Origin of the sequence: Myxococcus sp. CA039A, assembly GCF_013336645.1 — a bacterium.
Classification (GTDB): domain Bacteria; phylum Myxococcota; class Myxococcia; order Myxococcales; family Myxococcaceae; genus Myxococcus; species Myxococcus llanfairpwllgwyngyllgogerychwyrndrobwllllantysiliogogogochensis.
The window spans coordinates 1-18211 of sequence record NZ_JABUMQ010000133.1 but is presented as its reverse complement, the minus strand read 5'-3'; the positions used below and the strand labels follow the sequence as shown (position 1 = coordinate 18211).

The 18211-nt window shown below is 69.8% G+C and carries 13 protein-coding genes and 1 pseudogene; 8 read left to right on the top strand and 6 right to left on the bottom strand.

The genetic code is table 11. The features are described from left to right. The first annotated feature begins 66 nt into the window (after positions 1-66). The 6 genes from HR086_RS22450 to HR086_RS22425 all read left to right on the top strand — a co-directional run bounded on the left by HR086_RS22450 (position 67) and on the right by HR086_RS22425 (position 7646). On the top strand, positions 67-441 hold the full coding sequence (locus HR086_RS22450; RefSeq protein ID WP_141642691.1) for a peptide chain release factor-like protein: 375 nt from the start codon (positions 67-69) through the stop codon (positions 439-441). Between the two features lie 212 nt (positions 442-653). Then, the gene (locus HR086_RS22445; RefSeq protein WP_174466610.1) at positions 654-4895 is read left to right on the top strand and encodes a hypothetical protein; all 4242 of its coding nucleotides are present in this window, start codon (positions 654-656) and stop codon (positions 4893-4895) included. Next, positions 4892-5473 carry a type II secretion system protein J gene (locus HR086_RS22440; protein WP_174454763.1) on the top strand — a complete coding sequence of 194 codons (582 nt, stop codon included), beginning with the start codon at positions 4892-4894 and terminating at the stop codon, positions 5471-5473. The genes HR086_RS22445 and HR086_RS22440 overlap by 4 nt, the downstream gene beginning before the upstream one ends. 14 nt (positions 5474-5487) lie before the next feature. Next, positions 5488-6546, top strand: coding sequence for a PilW family protein (locus HR086_RS22435; RefSeq protein WP_254623901.1), 1059 nt, complete (start codon positions 5488-5490; stop codon positions 6544-6546). A gap of 5 nt (positions 6547-6551) precedes the next feature. Then, on the top strand, positions 6552-7169 hold the full coding sequence (locus tag HR086_RS22430) for a hypothetical protein (protein WP_174454761.1): 618 nt from the start codon (positions 6552-6554) through the stop codon (positions 7167-7169). 54 nt (positions 7170-7223) lie between these two features. Continuing rightward, positions 7224-7646, top strand: a complete 423-nt coding sequence (locus HR086_RS22425; RefSeq protein ID WP_174466608.1) for an HD domain-containing protein — start codon at positions 7224-7226, stop codon at positions 7644-7646. Positions 7647-7742: 96 nt separating this feature from the next. Here the strand turns inward: HR086_RS22425 and acnA are convergent, their stop codons facing one another. The 5 genes from acnA to HR086_RS22400 all read right to left on the bottom strand — a co-directional run bounded on the left by acnA (position 7743) and on the right by HR086_RS22400 (position 15627). Next, complete coding sequence (gene acnA, locus HR086_RS22420; protein ID WP_174466607.1) at positions 7743-10475, bottom strand: aconitate hydratase AcnA; 2733 nt, start codon at positions 10473-10475, stop codon at positions 7743-7745. 209 nt (positions 10476-10684) lie between these two features. Then, a complete protein-coding gene (locus tag HR086_RS22415; RefSeq protein WP_246137169.1) occupies positions 10685-11935 on the bottom strand; it encodes a phosphatidylserine/phosphatidylglycerophosphate/cardiolipin synthase family protein in 1251 nt (416 codons plus the stop codon). Positions 11936-12072: 137 nt separating this feature from the next. Then, positions 12073-13665: an FHA domain-containing protein gene (locus HR086_RS22410; RefSeq protein WP_141642698.1), complete on the bottom strand. Its 1593-nt coding sequence runs from the start codon at positions 13663-13665 to the stop codon at positions 12073-12075. Between the two features lie 7 nt (positions 13666-13672). Further along, on the bottom strand, positions 13673-14602 hold the full coding sequence (locus HR086_RS22405) for a WYL domain-containing protein (RefSeq protein ID WP_174462931.1): 930 nt from the start codon (positions 14600-14602) through the stop codon (positions 13673-13675). Next, on the bottom strand, positions 14599-15627 hold the full coding sequence (locus HR086_RS22400; protein WP_174454759.1) for a YafY family protein: 1029 nt from the start codon (positions 15625-15627) through the stop codon (positions 14599-14601). Before HR086_RS22400 ends, HR086_RS22405 begins: the two co-directional genes overlap by 4 nt. Positions 15628-15874: 247 nt before the next feature. On the opposite strand from HR086_RS22400, the gene HR086_RS22395 reads away from it, so the two are divergent. After that, a complete protein-coding gene (locus HR086_RS22395; RefSeq protein ID WP_141642701.1) occupies positions 15875-16339 on the top strand; it encodes a hypothetical protein in 465 nt (154 codons plus the stop codon). Between the two features lie 25 nt (positions 16340-16364). On the opposite strand, the gene proB is transcribed toward HR086_RS22395, so the two are convergent. Next, positions 16365-17492, bottom strand: coding sequence for a glutamate 5-kinase (proB, locus tag HR086_RS22390; RefSeq protein WP_371745663.1), 1128 nt, complete (start codon positions 17490-17492; stop codon positions 16365-16367). A gap of 164 nt (positions 17493-17656) precedes the next feature. Here proB and HR086_RS22385 point away from each other — a divergent pair. Further along, positions 17657-18211: pseudogene (locus HR086_RS22385) on the top strand (GTPase HflX); the annotation flags it as partial.

Genomic DNA, 18211 nt, shown 5'->3' with positions numbered 1-18211 from the left:
ACGCGCCGGGCGGGAGCAGTCAGTCGGTGCACGGCACGGGCGTCGAGGGCTACTTTGAGAGACGCCATGACCACCTCACCGATACGCCGACAAGCCGCGCTGGACGCCCTGGCGCTCGATGACGAGGCCCTGCTGAAGGCGTGCGAGGTGGACTACTTCATCGCCTCCGGTCCGGGCGGCCAGCACCGCAACACCACCGCCAGCGGCGTGCGCCTCACCCACGGCGCCACGGAGCTCTCCGTCACCGCCACCGAGCGCCGCAGCCAGACCCAGAACAAGGGCGTCGCGTTGGACCGACTCCGAGAGGGCCTGCGCGCCCTCACCTTCGTGCCCAAGGTCCGCAGGGCCACGCGCCCCACCGCGGGCGCCAAGCGCCGACGCCTGGAAGGCAAGAAGCGCACGTCGGAGAAGAAGACGCTGCGGGGCAAGTCGGACTGGTGAAACCAGCCCCGCACCCCTGAAGGCGCTGCTACGCAAACGATTGCGGACTCGCAAACTTTGCATAGCCGCACACCTCCCAGGCGTACAGGCGCACTGGCAATTTTTCGAGGCGGTCCTCGGGGCGAGCGCGCGGCGCACCCGGGCATATGGCGTGCAGAGAGGTGGCGAAGCTGACCCGGATTGGGTCGGTTCACCCCCGGTGGGAGCACCCCATGACTCCTCGGCCCCCTTCTTCCACGCTGTGGCGCGCGCTCGTCGCCATGTCCTTGCTGGTGGCACTGCCCGCCTCGGCGACGGACCTCGTCACCTTCAGTCGCGGCGCGCTCATCATTCCCGAGCAGGCCACCTTCCAGCGGGGCTGCGGCTCGCTGTCCGCGTACGGACTGGTGTGGCGCATCCTCCAGTCGAACCAGCCAGGAGGCGCCAACGCCAGCCACCCGGTGACGGTGTATCTGGCCATCAATGATTTGAAGGCGTCGCCCAACCGGTGCGTGCCCACCAACCGCCACACACCGCCGGCGCCCGTCAACGACACGCGGTGGAACGACGGCTGCGACTTCACCATCACCAACACCGCGGAGCAGCCCGTGGTGCCGGTGAACTACGGCAGCGCGCTCCCCGCCACCGGCATCTATCCGTACGGCGCCATCGAGAACTTCACCACCACGGCCGCCAACGCCCGCCCGTTCTTCACCGCCGCGACGCTGAACAACACCGTCACCGGCCCGCGCTTCAGCACGGTGCGGTACATGGGCGGCGCCTTCATCATCGACGCGGCGGATGCCAAGTACGTCATCGACTTCATCCGCGACGGCACCGGCGACCTGTCCCCGGAGAAGTTCCGCACCGCGTGCGCGAACGACTGCGCCACCTTCAAGAACAACAGCGGCTGCCACCACGTGCGCATGCACCAGGCCACCATCGAGTTCACCGCGCCAGTGGCCCGCCGCATCAACCGCGTCCCGCCCAGAATCGCCCTGCTGGACTTGTCCGACGGAAAGAACAGCAACGGAGACCCCCTGGTGAAGGGCGGCATGTTGGACGACTACCTGCGCAACGCGGGCCTGGACTTCCCGGGAGCCGGTGGTTGCCCCGAGGGGACGACGTCGGGCTGCACGCTCAACAACAAGAAGCCCGGCCTCATCTACGACGCGCTCCACGCCAACGTGGACCTCATCTCCACGGCCACCTTCACCAAGGGGCTGCTCAACGCGGTGGACCCCGTCACCCAGAAGCCTCGCTACAAGGTGTTCTGGGCGCCCCACTGGGAAATCGGAAACGAAGCCCGCAATGAGTACGTGGCCAACGGCGACGGCGCGACGACGCAGCGCGAGAACGCCCTCAACAACATCGCGCACTTCACCAACCAGCGCGGCAACGGCCTGTTCGCCGAGTGCGCGAGCATCTGGTCCTACGAGACGACGAGGCGCCCGGACAACACGCCGGTGCTCAGCTCCCGGTTCCAGGGGGCGAGCAACTTCCAGTACAACAAGCTCAGCGATGGCGATGACTGGGACGGGCGCAACTGCACGGACCCGGACTACATGGCCCAGCCGCTGGCCAACCGGCAGGAATGCATCCTCTACCCCAACGCCGGAGACCCGTTCTCCCAGATGGGAGACTTCCGCTTCAACAGCGTGGTGGGCCACACGGAGAACTACCGCGTGACTTACAAGGACGGGGTGCGCCGTCTGGCGGTGAGCTGGTACGGCCACAAGGACGAGCACGTCTTCGACAACGCCGCCCAGGTCGCGGAGGACAACCGGCGCGGGCACGACTTCTTCAGCTTCAACCAGAAGGACAATGACCCGAAGAAGGCGACCATCGTCTATCTCGCGGGCCACGACTTCAAGTCGAGCGTCCCCGGCACGCGCATCGTGCTCAACACGCTGCTCAACCTGGGCTCCGAGCCCCTGAGCAGCGAGCGCGCCCTCTCCGCGCCCGTCGCCTTCGACGACACCAACGGCAGCGACTCCGACGGGTCTCGCGCCCTCGTGTTCGCGGCCACCTACGACGCGGTGTCGGGTTACCCGCCCGGCGTGGACACGTACGTGCACGCCCAGGGCTCGCAGTGGGTGTTCCCGTACTTCCCGGGCCACCTGCGCGCCCACTCGCTCATCGGCGGCGACGCGCTCGCCACGGGCGAGAGCAACCTGGACTCCTCCACCCTGTGGGACGCGGACACCGCGCTGCCCCGCCCCGGCGAGCGCAACCTCTTCACCTACTTCGGTGGACAGGTGCGGACCAATCCCTCGCTGGGCGCCGGCCTGCGCGCTCCGCGCGGGGTGCTCCAGGTGGGCTGGAAGCCGCAGAACGTGGACGGCACCGACATCAACGCCAACTACGGCACCGCCCCCAACTCGGGCTGCGTGGACGTGCTGAAGCTGGGCGAGGCCCAGAACCCCGACGGCACGTCGCGCTTCGACTTCATCACCACCCCGACGGGCGATGGCGTGTGCGACTTGCAGCAGGCGGTGCAGTACTCCCCGCAGCTGCCGGGCACCGACTTCGGGCAGAGCACGGAGGCCGTCAACAAGGCGAAGCACGCCGCTGACTTCGACGCGGTGGCGCAGCTGATCCAGCGCGTGCGCGGCTTCTGCATCGCCACCAGCTCGGGGCACGACGCGTCGGGCACGCCCATCCTCGAGCCCTCCGACAGCCAGTGCAACAACGACGAGGCGGACAACCGCGCGCATCTGGGCGGCTTCGTCCACTCCGCGCCCGCGGTGGTGAAGGCCAGCGCGAACATCCCGGACCAGGGCGCGCCCCGCCCCACCGTGGCGTACGCGGCGGGCCTGGACGGCCAGCTCCACGCCTTCTACGTGTCGGGCGGCGCTGGCTACGACGGCCCGGCGGAGACGCTGTCCTTCCCGAACGTCAGCCCCGCGGCCTCCGCCTTCCCGAAGAACTGGAGCCAGAGCTTCCTCGGCGGCGCGACGCCGGCTCGGGGCACGGAGCTGTGGAGCTTCCTGCCGGCCACGCAGATTCCGTGGCTGCGCAGCAACAACGCGCGCGTCAACAGCGCGCCGGTGGTGATGGACGTCTTCGCGGACTTCGTGGGCAGCGGCAAGCGCGAGTGGCACACGGTGCTGGTGGCCAACGTGGGCAACCCGGGCCGGGACTTGTTCGCCATGGACATCACCAACCCGCTGCGCCCGGTGCTGCTGTGGCACCTGGTGGGCAGCCACGCGCAGACGGGCGCCGTCCCGGCGTTCGCGCCGGTGGAGCTGGCGGACCGCGACACGGGCGGCACGCAGTGGGCGGTGAAGTGGAAGGAGAAGGACGCGCGCTTCCTCATGGCGCCCCAGGCGGACCCAGGCCGTGAGCCCTCCGGCCTCTACAACTATGGGGGCCTGGGCGGCACGCGCGGTCTGTCCGTGGGCGTGGTGCGCCAGGGCCTGGAGCCCGTCTATGCAGTGTTCGTCGCCTCCAGCAGCTCGGGCGCCTCCGGCGCGCCCGCGTTCGGCATGGAGGTCTTCGCCATCGACGCCGCCACCGGCCAGAAGCTGTGGCAGTGGGAGCAGGACTACACGCAGAGCTGGGTGGACAACACCTCGCCCACCGCGCCCACCGTGCTGACGGACACAGGCGGCGCCTCGCGCCTGTACGTGGGCGACATGGAGGGACGGCTGTGGGAGCTGGACGGCGCCACCGGGCAGAACTCCAACGTGCTGCGCCTGGGCCCCTCGTGCTCGGAGACGTCGCCGTGCAAGTACTCCGCGCTGGACACCGACTCCACCGACACCGAGCGCCGGCCCATCACCACCAACGTGGCGCTGGCGCGGCTGCCGCAGGACATCACCACCGGCACCGCCCTGAAGGGCTACGAGGGTGAGCTCATCGCCATGGTGGGCACGGGCGGCGTGGACTGGGTGCAGCCAGGTGCCGCGGGCCAGGTGCACCTGGCGATGCTGGACCGCAAGCGGCGGCTGCCCATGGGGGTGGACGGCTTCAAGCTGAACAACGCCCCGATTACGGCCTCGAGCGCGCACACCCTGGCCGAGAACCAGGGCGTGCTCCAGGAGCCCGCCCCCTTCCCCCTGTCCTTCGCGGGTCCCCGACACATCTACGGCAACATCACCGTGGCGGGACGCACCGCGTACTTCAGCACGGCCAACGGGAAGCTGGGCGACCTGATGGCGCTCGACGGGATGATGTCCGGCAACACCTGGAAGCTGGATTTGGGCAACACCGCCACCTCGGCCAGCGCCGCGGCCACGAACCTGTCCGGCCTGAACCTGGCCAACTTCGGAGGCGTGACGGTGTACCACCGCGAGAACGGCGCCTCGTCGCAGGACTACGTGGTGGGGCTGGAGGTCAGCCGCATCACCAACACGCGCATCGACAACTCCGGCGCCAAGGGCCCCTCCAGCCCGAACGAGGAACTGCGCGTCAATGGCCAGGGTGGCTTCATCTTCCGGCTGCTCAACTGGAGCCAGAGGTTCTTCGAATGAACTCACATCCTCGCGCCCCTCGGGGCTCCAGTCTCATCGAGGTGCTCATCGCGATGATGGTGTTGGCGCTCGCCGCCACCGGCGCGGTGGGCGGGATGGTGTTCGCCTCGCGCGACGTGCACGACGGGCAGTTGCTCCAGGTGAAGCGACACCTGCTCGAGGCGAGCACGCAGCGGCTGTGGCTGGCCGCCAAGGGCCCGCTGCTCGCGCAGGCGGTAGCGCGTCCCACGCTGGCCCCCACCAAGATTGCTCCCGGCACCGCGCCGTGGCGGGCGGACCCGAGCGTGCCCGTGGCCGGTGACCCCAGCTCCGGGGCGTACTTCAAGCTGTCCGCCACCGGCCAGGTGGAGCCGCTCGCGGGCATCCCCGCCAACACGGCGTGCAACGACGCCTCGCTGCCGGACGGCACGTATTGCCGGGAGATTCTCGTGACGACCGGCCTGCCGCTCGACGTGCCCACCGCGGCCTCCGCGCTCCTTCCCGCGGGCTCGCGGCCCGTGACGGTGTGGACCCGCGTCGTGCGCAAGGGCGACACCGCGGAGCGCGCCCAGTTCCACAACGAGGTGTTCGTCCAATGAGAGCCCGGCGAGGAATGACCCTGCTGGAGACGATGGTCGCCCTGGCCCTCACGGCCATCATCATCGCGGCCGCGGCGGCGCTGATGATGGCGGGCAGCCGCATCGTCCACAACACGGAGCACACGGCCGACAGCCATGACGCCTCCCGGTTCGCCGGCGAGGCCATCATGAGCATGGTGCGCCAGGCCGGAGCGGGCGCGCCCGGCGGCATCTGGGTGCGGCAGGCCGGTGTGCCCGTGCGTGTCAGCGCCATCTTCGGCCGCGACGGCACCACCGGCCTGGGCACCACTCCCAACACGCCCACCGCCAACGGCAGCGACGACTTGTGGCTGGTGGTGCCGGACCGCGACTACCTGGGCGAGCCCTGCGTCACGCCCGGCGCCGCGGTCTCCGTGGTGCGCCCCGGCACGGGCGCGCTCCAGGTGACGTGCACGCAGAGCCTCAAGCCGACCTCGCTCCACCTGGTCAGCAACATGACGAGCGCCGCGCTCATCTCCAACATCGTCGTCACCCCGCCGTCTCCAGGCGTGCCGGGCCAGGTGAACTACGCCGAGGCGGGGACGGTGGGCTTCTCCAACGCGCCGGAGAAGGGCGGCTACCAGAGCGGGGACCTCGTCTATCCGGTGCGGCTGGTGCACTTCTTCATCGGCCCCCACCCCACGTCGGGCCGGCCGTCGCTCTTGCGCACGGAAGGCACGCTGGTGGCGGATGCGCTGGGCAGGCCCTTCTCGGAGCCGGCGGCGACTCCGCCCTTCGTCGTGCAGGAGAACGTGGAGGACCTGCAGGTGGCCTTCGGCTTCGACGCCTCGGGCCAGGAGGATCCGTCCCAGTACACGTGGCGGCACGGGCTGGGCTCCGGCTTCGAGCCGGGCCTGCGCACGGTGCGCGTCAGCGTGGTGGCCACCGGCCGCAACCCGCGCCGCAACACGCAGAGCACCGCGGTGCTGGCGGACGACAAGCCCATCACCACGGAGAACCACGTGCCGCCGGCCGCCGTCGCCGCGGATGGCTTCTACCGCAGCCTCTACACCCGCCGTCTGGAGCTGCCCAACCTGGCGGCCGCCAACCTGTGAGCGCCATGAGCCCCAAGTCGCGCAAGCCCTTCCACCGCGCCGCTCGCGGCGCCACGTTGATTGTCGTGGTCATGCTCGTCACCGTGCTGCTGGGCCTGGTCGCCAGCCTCATGGTGTACGCGGGCGGTGAGCGCGTGCGCGCCGTCGCCAGCAGCCGCACCGGCCAGCGGCAGAGCTGCGCGGAGAGCGGTCTCCAGCTCGCGCGCAGCTACTACGGGCGCAACTACTCGAACTGGAACACCTACCTGGCCGCGCCGACCATCCACGACCCGGTGCGCTCCACGTTCAACCCGACGCCCGCGGACCCGTTCTCCACCGCGCTGCGCACCGCGAAGCGCGCCCTCTTCGCCGACGTGGACGGTGACGGCGAGGACGACGTGTACCTCTACATCCGCGACAACGAGGACGAGTTCGACCCCGTCGCCCCCAACTGGCGGCGCGACAATGACCAGGTGGTCGTCGTTGGCGCGGTGTGCATCTCCAAGACGCTGCGCCCCCGCCGCAGCGACGGGACGCAGAGCCCCACCACCCTCGCGCTCGAGGGACTGCTCAGCTACAACGGCGGAGGCGGCGCCAACACGTCCCAGGGCACCACGGGAACGGGCTCCGGCAACCACAACTGACGCGGCCCTGACTTCCGCCGACCTCGACGCCGCGCCTCACGAAGGACACCTGGAATGCCCACCCTCGAAGACGCGATTGCCCTCGCCGTGGAGGCGCACCGCGGCCAGCGGGACAAGGCGGGCCAGCCCTACATCCTGCACCCGCTGCGGCTGATGATGCGGCTGGAGACGGAGGAGGAGCGCACCGTCGCAATCCTTCACGACGTGGTGGAGGACACGCCCTGGACGCTGGAGCGGCTGCGGGAGCAGGGATATCCGGAGCAAGTGCTGCGCGCGCTGGAGGGCCTCACGCGGCGGGAGCACGAGACGTACGAGGCCTTCATCGAGCGCCTGCGTCCGGACGCGCTGGCGCGGCGGGTGAAGCTCGCGGACCTGGAAGACAACATGGACGTGCGCCGGCTCACCGCGGTGACGGCCAAGGACACGGAGCGGCTGGCCCGCTACCGCGCCGCCTGGGCCCGGCTCAAGGAGATCTGAGACACGACGGCCCGGAGCGCCACATGGGCACTCCGGGCCGCTGTGCGAGTCCCGCACCCGCCGAGGAAAGCGGGTGCCGGTCTCTGTCTTCCGGGACTACGCCTTCGCGAGCTGGCGCAGCACGTACTGGAGGATGCCGCCGTGCCGGTAGTAGTCGAGCTCGTTCGGCGTGTCGATGCGGCACACCGCGGTGAACTCCTTGGTGCCGCCCTCACCCGTGGCCTTCACGGTGAGCTTCTTCTGCGGCGCCAAATCCTGCGCGATGCCCGTGATTTCGAACGTCTCGTGGCCGGTGAGGCCGAGCGACTGCGCGTCCTGGCCCGCCTCGAACTGCAGGGGCAACACGCCCATGCCCACGAGGTTGGAGCGGTGGATGCGCTCGAAGCTCTTGGCGATGACGGCCTTCACGCCCAGAAGCTGCGTGCCCTTGGCGGCCCAGTCACGGCTGGAGCCCGTGCCGTACTCGGCGCCGGCCAGCACCACCAGCGCGGTGCCGTCCGCCTGGTACTTCATGGAGGCGTCGTAGATGCTCATCCGCTCGCGGGTGGGGATGTGCACGGTGACGCCACCCTCCACGCCGGGCACGAGCAGGTTCTTCAGGCGGATGTTGGCGAAGGTGCCGCGCACCATCACCTCGTGGTTGCCGCGACGCGCGCCGTAGGAGTTGAAGTCCTTGGGCTCCACGCCCTCCGCCATCAGGTACTTGGCGGCCGGGCTCGTCTTGGCGATGTTGCCAGCGGGCGAGATGTGGTCCGTCGTCACGGAGTCACCCAGGAGCGCCAGCACGCGCGCGCCCTTGATGTCCTGCGTGGCCTTGGGCTCCTTCGGGAGGTTCTCGAAGAAGGGCGGCTTGCGCACGTAGGTGGACTTGATGTCCCACTGGAACGTGGAGCCCTTGCCCACGGGCAGCTGCTGCCAGAGCGCGTCGCCGTCCATGGCGTTGGCGTACTGGCTGCGGAACTGCTCGGGCTTCACCGACGCGCGGATGACCGTCTTGATTTCCTCGTTGGTGGGCCAGATGTCCTTGAGGAACACGGGGCGACCATTGGGGTCCAGGCCCAGCGGCTCCTTGTCCATGTCCAGCCCCACCTCGCCGGCGAGCGCGTAGGCCACCACCAGCGGAGGGCTGGCCAGGTAGTTCATGCGCACGTGCGGGTTGATGCGGCCCTCGAAGTTGCGGTTGCCGGAGAGCACCGCGGCGACGACGAGGTCTCCCTCGACGACGGCGTTGGCGACGGGCTCCGTCAGCGGACCGGAGTTGCCGATGCACGTGGTGCAGCCGTAGCCCACCACGTGGAAGCCGACGGCCTCCAGGTAGGGCAACAGGCCCGAGTCACGCAGGTACTCGGTGACGACGCGGCTGCCAGGCGCCAGGCTCGTCTTCACCCAGGGCTTGGGGTTGAGGCCCTTCTCCACGGCCTTCTTCGCGAGCAGGCCCGCGCCCACCAGCACCGCCGGGTTGGACGTGTTGGTGCAGGACGTAATCGACGCAATCACCACCGCGCCGTGGCCCAGTTGGTAGCTCTCCCGGCCCTGCTTCACGGTGACGGTCTGCGCCAGCCGCTCAGGAGGGACCTGGGCCGCGGGGGCCTTGGCCTTGCCGCCACCCTCGTCGTCCTCGCCCTTGCTCTTGCCGGCCGCGAGCATCTCCACGAGCGACTTCTCGTAGCCGGACTTCATGTCCGTCAGCGGGACGCGGTCCTGCGGACGCTTGGGGCCCGCGAGGCTGGGGACCACCGTGGCCAGGTCCAGCTCCAGCGTGTCGGTGAAGAGCGGCTCCGGCGCGTCATCCTTGCGCCACAGGCCCTGCTCCTTGGCGTAGGACTCCGTGAGGGCGACGACGGCGTCGGGACGGCCGGTGAAGCGCAGGTAGTTGAGGCTCTCCTCGTCCACGGGGAAGAAGCCGATGGTCGCCCCGTACTCGGGCGCCATGTTCGCGATGGTGGCGCGGTCCGGGAGGGACAGGCCCTTGAGGCCGGTGCCGAAGAACTCCACGAACTTGCCGACCACGCCCTTCTTGCGAAGCATCTGCGTGACGGTGAGCACCAGGTCCGTCGCGGTGGCGCCCGCGGGCAGCGCGCCGGTGAGCTTGAAGCCCACCACCTGGGGGATGAGCATCGTAATCGGCTGGCCGAGCAGCGCGGCCTCCGCCTCGATGCCGCCCACGCCCCAGCCCACCACGCCCAGGCCGTTGATCATCGTCGTGTGGCTGTCGGTGCCCACCAGCGTGTCCGGGTACACCGTGGTGCCCTGACGGAACGTCACCTGCGCCAGGAACTCCAGATTGACCTGGTGGCAGATGCCGATGTCCGGCGGGACGACGCCAAAGCCCTTGAACGCGCTCTGTCCCCAGCGCAGGAAGGCGTAGCGCTCGCGGTTGCGCTCGAACTCCAGCTCCGCGTTCTCCTTGAAAGCCGCCGTCGTGGCGAAGGAGTCGATCTGCACCGAGTGGTCGATGACCAGGTCGGCGGGGTTGCGCGGATTGATTTTGGCGGGGTCGCCACCCATGGTGGCCAGGGCCTCGCGCATCGCCGCCATGTCCACCACGGCGGGCACGCCGGTGAAGTCCTGGAGGAGCACGCGCGCGGGGTGGAAGGAAATCTCCACGTCCGGGGTGGCCTTGGGGTCCCACGCCAGCATCTTCTCGACGTGCTCACGCTTGACGACGCGACCATCCTCGTTGCGCAGCAGGTTCTCCAGCAGCACCTTCAACGAGAAGGGAAGGCGATCCACCGAGGGATGTGCCTTGGCCAGCTTGCTCAGGCTGAAGTAGTCATAGGTGGCCGAGCCCACCTGGAGCTTGGACTTCGTGCCGAAACTGTCGGTCATGTGCGGTGCCCTTCCGTGCGCAGGATGTGGGGACTTCTAGGATCGCCTTTGACGCGTTGCAAAGGGTTCCTGCACGCGCATCCGGCGATGGACTGTTGACCCAGCAAGAGTCCAGCCCCGCTCATCGGAACCATGCGTCCCCCTGGGGAATGTCGTCTGAGACACCCTGTCCGTAACGGCGCGGCGGGCTGGGGACAAGACCGCGTCCCTCAGAACACCTTGCGCAGGCTGTACAGGGCGCGCTCCAGCAGCTTGCGCCAGAGGGGCCGGCGGCGGAATTCCGCCAGCGTCACCTCGCGGCAATCACCGCAGTCCGCTCGGAAGGAGTCCTCCAGTTCCTGGCCCAGCTTGGGGTCGGCGAACACGGCGTTCACCTCGTGGTTGAAGGCCAGGCTCAGCCGCTCCAGGTTGAAGGAGCCGATGGTGCCCCAGGCCCCGTCCACCACGGCCGTCTTCGCGTGGAGCACACCGCGCTGCCACTCGAAGATGCGCACCCCCGCCCCCAGGAGCTTCTCGTAGAAGGCCCGGGTGACGAACTCCAGCAAGGGGTGGTCGCTGCGGGCGTTGAGGAGCAGGCTCACCTCCACGCCCCGCCGGGCCGCGTCGCGCAGGGCGGCGACGAGCTTGCGGTCCGGCACGAAGTACGCCGCGGCGATGAGCACGCTGCGCCGGGAGCGCTGGATGGCGTGCAGATAGGCGCGGTGGATGCTCCGCCGGCTGGACAGCACCGCCAGCCCCGTGGCGCCTCGCGGGGACGCGGCCCGACGCCGGCGCAGGCGGTGCTGCAGCCCGGACGCCCAGCGGTGGATGCGGTTCTGGAACATCATCCGCCAGGTGGCCAGGAAGCGCCGCTCCAGGGCGTGCACCGCGGGGCCTTCGATTCGCAGCACGTCGTCGCGCCACCCGGCGCCCTCCCCTTCCGGGGCCCAGTGCGCGGAGATGTTCACCCCGCCGGTGAAGGCGACCTCGCCGTCCACGACGAGGATTTTGCGGTGGTCCCGGCGCAGCAGGTGTCGCCAGCCGTGCGACAGGTTGAAGGGCTTGAAGGGGCGGATGTCCACGCCGCGCTGGCGCAGCTCCTCGAAGTAGCCCTTCCGGCTCGTCCAGGAGCCCACCGCGTCGTAGAGCACCTTCACGTGCACGCCGCGCTCGGCGGCCTCCGCGAGCGCCGTGCCGAACAGCTCACCGACGGCGTCGGTGATGAACATGTACGTCTCCAGGCGGATGTAGCGCCGGGCCCGCCGGATGGCCTCCAGCATCGCCGGATACGCCTCCACGCCGTCGCGCAGGAGCACGCACGCGTTGCCCCGAGTCACCGCGTGGCCGCGCGGCAGGTAGTAGCGCGCCAGGAGCAGGCCGGAGACACCGGGGCTCCAGACGGGCGCTCGCTCTGGCAGGGGGCTCTGGGCACAGCCGGGCTCGGGAAGCGCCTCTCCCGACACTCCCGTCCTCTCGCTCATCACCTCCAGGTCGCGCATGGTCCTCACGGTGAGGACGGCGCCACGGAGCGGCAACCCGAAGGGCCGCCTGAACGGCCCTCCAGGGTGATGCACCGTCCGGTGCGGGACGGTGCAAGCTCGCGAAAGCTGGGGGGCGGCTACAGCCCGTACTCTCCGCGCTTGTTCTCGGCGCGGGTGGCACACGGCTGGTCAAACTCCGGGAAGTACTGCTTCACGTGGTCCAGGGTGGCGGAAGCGGCCTTGTAGTTGCCCTGGTTGTAGTAGCCCTCCACCTCCAGCAGCAGCTTGGCGCAGGTCCGGTCCAGCTCCTGCTGCGCCACCTTCATGCGCTCCTGGGCCTCGTAGTAGAGGTCCGGCTTGGGCTCCGGGTGGGCCTCCAGCATCAGCCACGCCTCGCGGAAGGACTTCCACGCCTCGTAGCGGTTGCGGGCGCCAATGTCCGGCGTGTCGTTGTTCTTCCGGCCGCGCTTGTAGGACTCGGTGGCCTGACGCAGCAGCTCCTCGGGCAGCAGGTCCGGCAACAGCGCGCGCTCGACCCACACGTTCCAGATACGCCAGGGGTCCTCGCCCGGCGGATTCTTGGTGTTGTCGAAGACGATGCGGTTGGGCTCGCCCTTCTTCAGGTGCTGGGACGGAATCATCAGCTCCAGCGAGCGGTCCTGGCTGGCCAGCGTGTCCGGGGGCACCTTGCCCACGTCCACGCCGTTGACGCTGACCATCACCTCGTCCTTGGAGATGCCCTGCGACTGGTAGTGGAGGATGACCACGGCCTTGGTGGCGGCGGTGTACTCCCACTCGAAAATCTTCATGTCCGCCCGGGCCCACGTCACGTCGGGCCCCAGGCCGAACGAGTCGCGGATGGGCTGCTGGGTGAGCACCGAGGGCTCCTCGCCCACCGGTCCCGTGTCCGCGCCGCTGAGCACCAGCCAGTACAACAGGCCGAAGAGTCCCAGCACCACGGTGACAGCGCCGCCCACCAGGCCGCCGCGCACCATGTTGCTCGCGTCCGCCCAGAACAGCTTCGCGCTCGCCACCAGGCCCGGAGACTCACGGCGGATGCGGGCGCGCTCGGCGGCGGACAGGCCGCTGCCCGCACCGGCATTGGAGGACGGCCGCGCGCGCACGGGCGCGGAGGAGGTCGCCGGAGGACGGCGAGGCACGGGGGCCGACGAGGGTGCCTTCTCGATGGCCGCGGGCTCCGACGACGCGGCCAGCGCCGCGCGTGCGCCACTCTGCCCCGCGGGCCGCAGCGCTCGCAGGTTGTTGCGCGTGGCGCCCTGGCGCATCTCCTCCAGGGCCTCCTCGTCCGCGCCCTCGGGAGCCAGGGCCACGCCCTTGTTGCGCTGACGCTTCAGCGCGTCCACGGAGACGATGCGGGTGCTGTTCGCGCCGTCCTCCGCCCCGGCGGGCACTTCCTCCTCGCCGGTGGAGGGCTCATCCGTCATCAGGGCGAAGACGAACGTCACCGGCCCCAGGGTCAGCTTGTCGCCGTCCTCCAGGGCCTGCGTCTGCACCGCAGTGCCGTTGAGCAAGGTGCCGTTGGCGCTGCCCTGGTCCTCGACGCTGTAGGCGTCGCCGTCGAGGAACAGGCGGCAATGTTTGCGGGACACGCCCGGGTCGTACAGCACGACGTCACATTCGGACGTACGACCGATGAGCACGGAGTCCTGGTCGAAGACGAACTCCTTGCCGGCGTCTTTTCCCTCGGAGATCGTCAGCTGGAAAGGCATGGGGGCCCTACAATCCTATCGAGGCACGCGCCGCTCGGGCAACGGCCGCTCGCGCGGAGACCGGTTCCATCACCTCCGCCTCGCCGCCAAACGACAGCACCCACTGCGTGAGCCAGCGCTCGCTGTCACCGGCCACGAGGACTTCCACGCCCCCATCGGCCAGCGGGCGAGCGTCCTGGCCGAAGCGCTCCTTCACATAGGGCGCCGCCACGGGCGAGAACCGCACGCGCACGGACGCCTCGGAGCTGCTCCGGGCCGGGTTGGGAACGTCCGCCCGGGCGTCGGGCGGGGGGAGAAATGGCGTTTCGGTAACGGTGAGGTCTTCCATCCGGTCCAGCCGGAACAGGCGAGCGTCCTGCCGGGTGTGGCAGAAGCCCTGGAGATACCACTGTCCCCGGTGGCTGAGCAGCTCATACGGACGCACCCGGCGCGGCTCGGCGGCCCGGCCCGGGCTGGCATAGCCGAACGTGACTTCTCGTCTTTCGAGAATGGCGCGGGTGAGCGGCCCCAGCGCCTGGGGCGCCTCCGTGGAGGCGTCAATCTTCCGGTACATCTCCCGGTAGCGCTCACGCACCTGGGGTGGGAGCACATGCTCCAGCTTCTGGAGGGCGCTCTGGAGCGCGTCGCCGGAGGCCGGGCGCAACAGCTCCGCCGAGGCGGCCAGCGCGGCGGCCTCTCCCGCGGTCAGCCGGGGCGGCGCGAACAGGCGCTGGTCCAGGTCCACGTAGACGCGGTCATTGTCCACGTAGATGTCGATGTAGTCGTCCGGGTTGAAGGGTGGCCGGCCCACGCACGTGAGCAGGTCCAGCTCCTCCAGCAGGTCCTCGCGGCTGATGTTGAGGGCTCGCGCGAGCGCCTCCACCGTGACGCCGGGGTGCTTGGACACATACGGGACGAGGAACAGCAGGCGGCGGAGCCGCTCGTGGACGTTGCTCATGCGCTCACCTTGTCTTCCAGCGCGTCCGCGTGACGGTTGGCGACGCGCGCGGCCATCTCCCGCAGCCGCGACCGGGCACTCTCCGGCCCCTCCACGACACAGTCCGCCCCCAGCGAGAGGCAGAAGCGCGTGAGCCCATCCAGGAAGCTCACCTTCAGCCGCGCGAGCGTGACACCGCCCTCCGCCACCGGCTCCAGCACCGCGCCCGGGAACAGGCCCGAGGCGCGCGACGCCAGCGCACCCGACAGCCGCAGCACGACCTCCAGCGGCTCGTGGAAGCGGTGCTGCCACGGGAAGTACGCCACGTGGTTGTCGAGCGAGAAGTCCTCCGGCACCTGGAAGTCCGGCGTGCGAGGACGGGCGGTGTTCGCCTTCAGCTCGCGCACGCGGTGGACATGGAACGTGCGCAGGCCGCCGCGCAGGTGGCAGTGGCCCACGAGCGTCCAGACGCCCCGCCGCAACGCGAGCCCGTAGGGGTCCACCTTGCGCTGCGTGGTGCCCGGGTGCTTGGGGCTGGCGTAGGACATCTCCACCCACTTGCGCGAGGCGCAGGCGTCCCAGAGCTGCTCGAGGCGGGCGGAGACCTCCTTCTCCTGTCCCGCCTGGGTGGCGCCCAGCTCCATGCGGACCCTGGGCGTGGGCAGCGACTCGCCCGCGAAGAAGCCAATCTTGCGCAGCGCGTGCGCCAGGTCATCCCTGCCGGGGAAGACGCCGGACGCGAGCGCCGCGGAGCCGGCGGCGTAGAGCACGGCCAGCTCCTCCTTCGTCAGGTCCGCCTCCGGCAGGTAGTAGGCGTCACGGTCCACGATGTAGCCATCGCGGCGCTCGTCATCGCCCTGGACGTAGGTGAGCGGAAAGCCCAGTTCCACCAGCTCCGCCTTGTCGCGCTCGAACTTGCGCTCGGCGGCGTCGTCCGAACCTCCGTAGTCAGCGGGGAAGTGCTCGCGCAGCTCCGCCCATGAGATGGGCTCGCGGGCGTCGAGCAAGAGGGCTACGAGGTCGAGGATGCGTTCGGTGCGGTCCATTCGGGAAGATCGGCGACGATGCCGGGCGGACCCCGGGGGGTCAAGGAAGGGGTACGTGACAGTGGGAAACAGCGGCCCGGTCGGCGAGGGGGGCAGGCAGTTAGCTGGCCTTGACTGAACAGGCAAGCAGGTATTCATCTGTGTGATATTTGTCATTCGGGTAGGAACCCGAAGACCTCCCAAGGAGGGCTCGCACTACGGGCGCGACTTGGGATATTCCTGCGCCAGCTTCAGAAGGGACCTCACCATGTACCGCACCTTCCGTAACGTGGTTGCCGGGCTGGCACTGCTGTTGGGGCTGGCCTGTGGGGTGATGCCTTCGTCCGCTGGAGCCGAGCCTCTCTACTTCGCCGTGGAAGTCTGGCGCGAAGGCCGACTGGTGGCCCAGCCCAAGCTCCTGGGAGAGACGGGTCGCACGCTGCGCGCCGAGCGCCGCCGGCCCGGAGCTCCGCTCGCCGACTACCGACTGGTGCTGATGCCCCGCGCGGACGGCGAATCGTTCCTCCTCCAGTTGGACCTGCTCCTGCCAGAAGCCAAGGGCCACTCCGAGCTCGCGCTCCTCCACGGGCAGCAGCGCAAGCTGCAGCTCGGCCGCGTGCCCGGGGAGCTGGAAGTGTCCCTGCTCCTGATGAAGGTGGACTCTCCGGAGTTCCGCGCGCTGATGCAGCTGGGCACGGATGGCGGCAACGGCTCCTCCGCCTGCTCCATCTGACCCGCGTCCCTCCCGTCCAGCAGCGCTAGAGCACCGCCAGGTCGTCGCGGTGCACGGCTTCGTCCAGGTAGCGGTAGCCCAGCACCGACTCGATGTCGGACGTCCGCCGTCCGGCGATGCGCCTCAGCTCCAGGGCGTCGTACGAGGCGAGGCCCCGCGCGAACACCGCTCCCGACTCGTCCGCCAGATCCACCGGGTCGCCCCGGTCGAAGTCCCCCTCCACGCCGCGCACCCCGCTGGGCAGCAGGCTGCGCTTGCCCTGGACGATGGCCTCGCGTGCCCCGGCATCCACGGTGAGTGTGCCCAGCGGGCGCAGCGCATGGGCAATCCACGCGGCACGCGAACCCCTGCGCGCTCCCGTGGGTTCGAAGAGGGTGCCCACGGGCTCGCCCTCCAGCACGGCGCGCAGGCGGCCGGGCACGGAGCCGGAGGTGATGACGCCCCGGATGCCCTGCTCCGCGGCGCTCGCGACGGCGCGGACCTTGGTCGCCATGCCGCCCGTGCCCACGCCACTGGAGGTGCCTCCGGCGAGTGCCAGGACCTCGGGAGTCACCGCCTCCACCGTCTCCAGCAGGCGGGCCCCCGCGTCCCGTCGCGGGTCGGCGGTGTGCAGGCCATCCACGTCGGAGAGGAGGACGAGGGCATCGGCCTCCACCACGCCCGCGACCAGTCCCGCGAGCGTGTCGTTGTCGCCGAACTTCAGCTCATCCACGGAGACGGTGTCGTTCTCGTTGATGACGGGCACCACACTGGCGGACAGCAGGCGCTCCAGCGTGTGCTTCACGTTGAGGTAGCGCCGCCTGTCGCGCATGTCCTCGTGGGTGAGGAGCACCTGCGCCACCACCTGCCCCTGCCCCCCGAAGACGTCCTCGTAGGCCTGCATGAGCCGGCTCTGTCCCACCGCGGCGCACGCCTGCTTGCCTGGGATGTCCCTTGGCCGAGCGGACAGGCCCAGTCGCTCCACGCCCAGGGCGATGGCGCCGCTGGACACCACCACCAGTTCGCGGCCCTGGGCCGCCCACAGCAAATCCCTGCCCAGCGCCACGAAGTGCTCGCGGTTGAAGCGGCCGGTGGCATGGGTGAGGGCGTTGGTGCCGATCTTCACGACCACGCGCTTCGCGGCGCGCAGGGCGTTACGTCCCGAGTGACTCACGCACGGCAGCCTAGGACGGAAATGGAAACAGCGCGCAAGGGCCGTGTGTTCACTACGGTTCCGGCAATCCGGCCGGCAACGGCGGTGTCAGCCATCCGGACGCGGCGCCGTATACAGTGCCGGGAAGGACGAGGACGGCCGGTCCTCGTCAGAGGAGCAAGCGTTTGAAGGAAATCTTCGGCAACACCCTGGGCCTCAAGGCGAACGAGCAACACCGGCTGCGCAACACCTTCCGCCGGCGCGTGTCTCCACACGAAATCGTGTCGCCCGAGCTCGCCCGCCACCTCACCGAGCTGTCCCACGAGACGAACCGCCAGGTGGGCGTGCTCATCAACCGCAAGGGTGAAATCGAGCACGTGGTGGTGGGCAACGCCCACAAGCTCGAGTTGCCCGACATTGGCCGTGCCCGCGCGGGCCAGGTGCGCCTGCGTGGCCTGCGGCTGGTGCATACGCACCTCAAGAGCGAACCGCTCACCAAGGACGACCTGACGGACCTCGCGCTCCTGCGCCTGGACTGCGTGGCCGCCGTGGGCGTGGGCCAGGAGGGCCTGCCGGGCGTGCTGCACTACGCCTATCTGGTGCCGGAGAACGGCACCGGCGAGTTCTGGCACGTCTCCACCCTGCCCTCCGTACACGGCGAGCAGCCGGACCTGACGGACACGCTGGGCGCGCTGGAGGAGGAGTTCAGCCGCAAGGCGGCGGCGCGCGCGGTGGGCGGG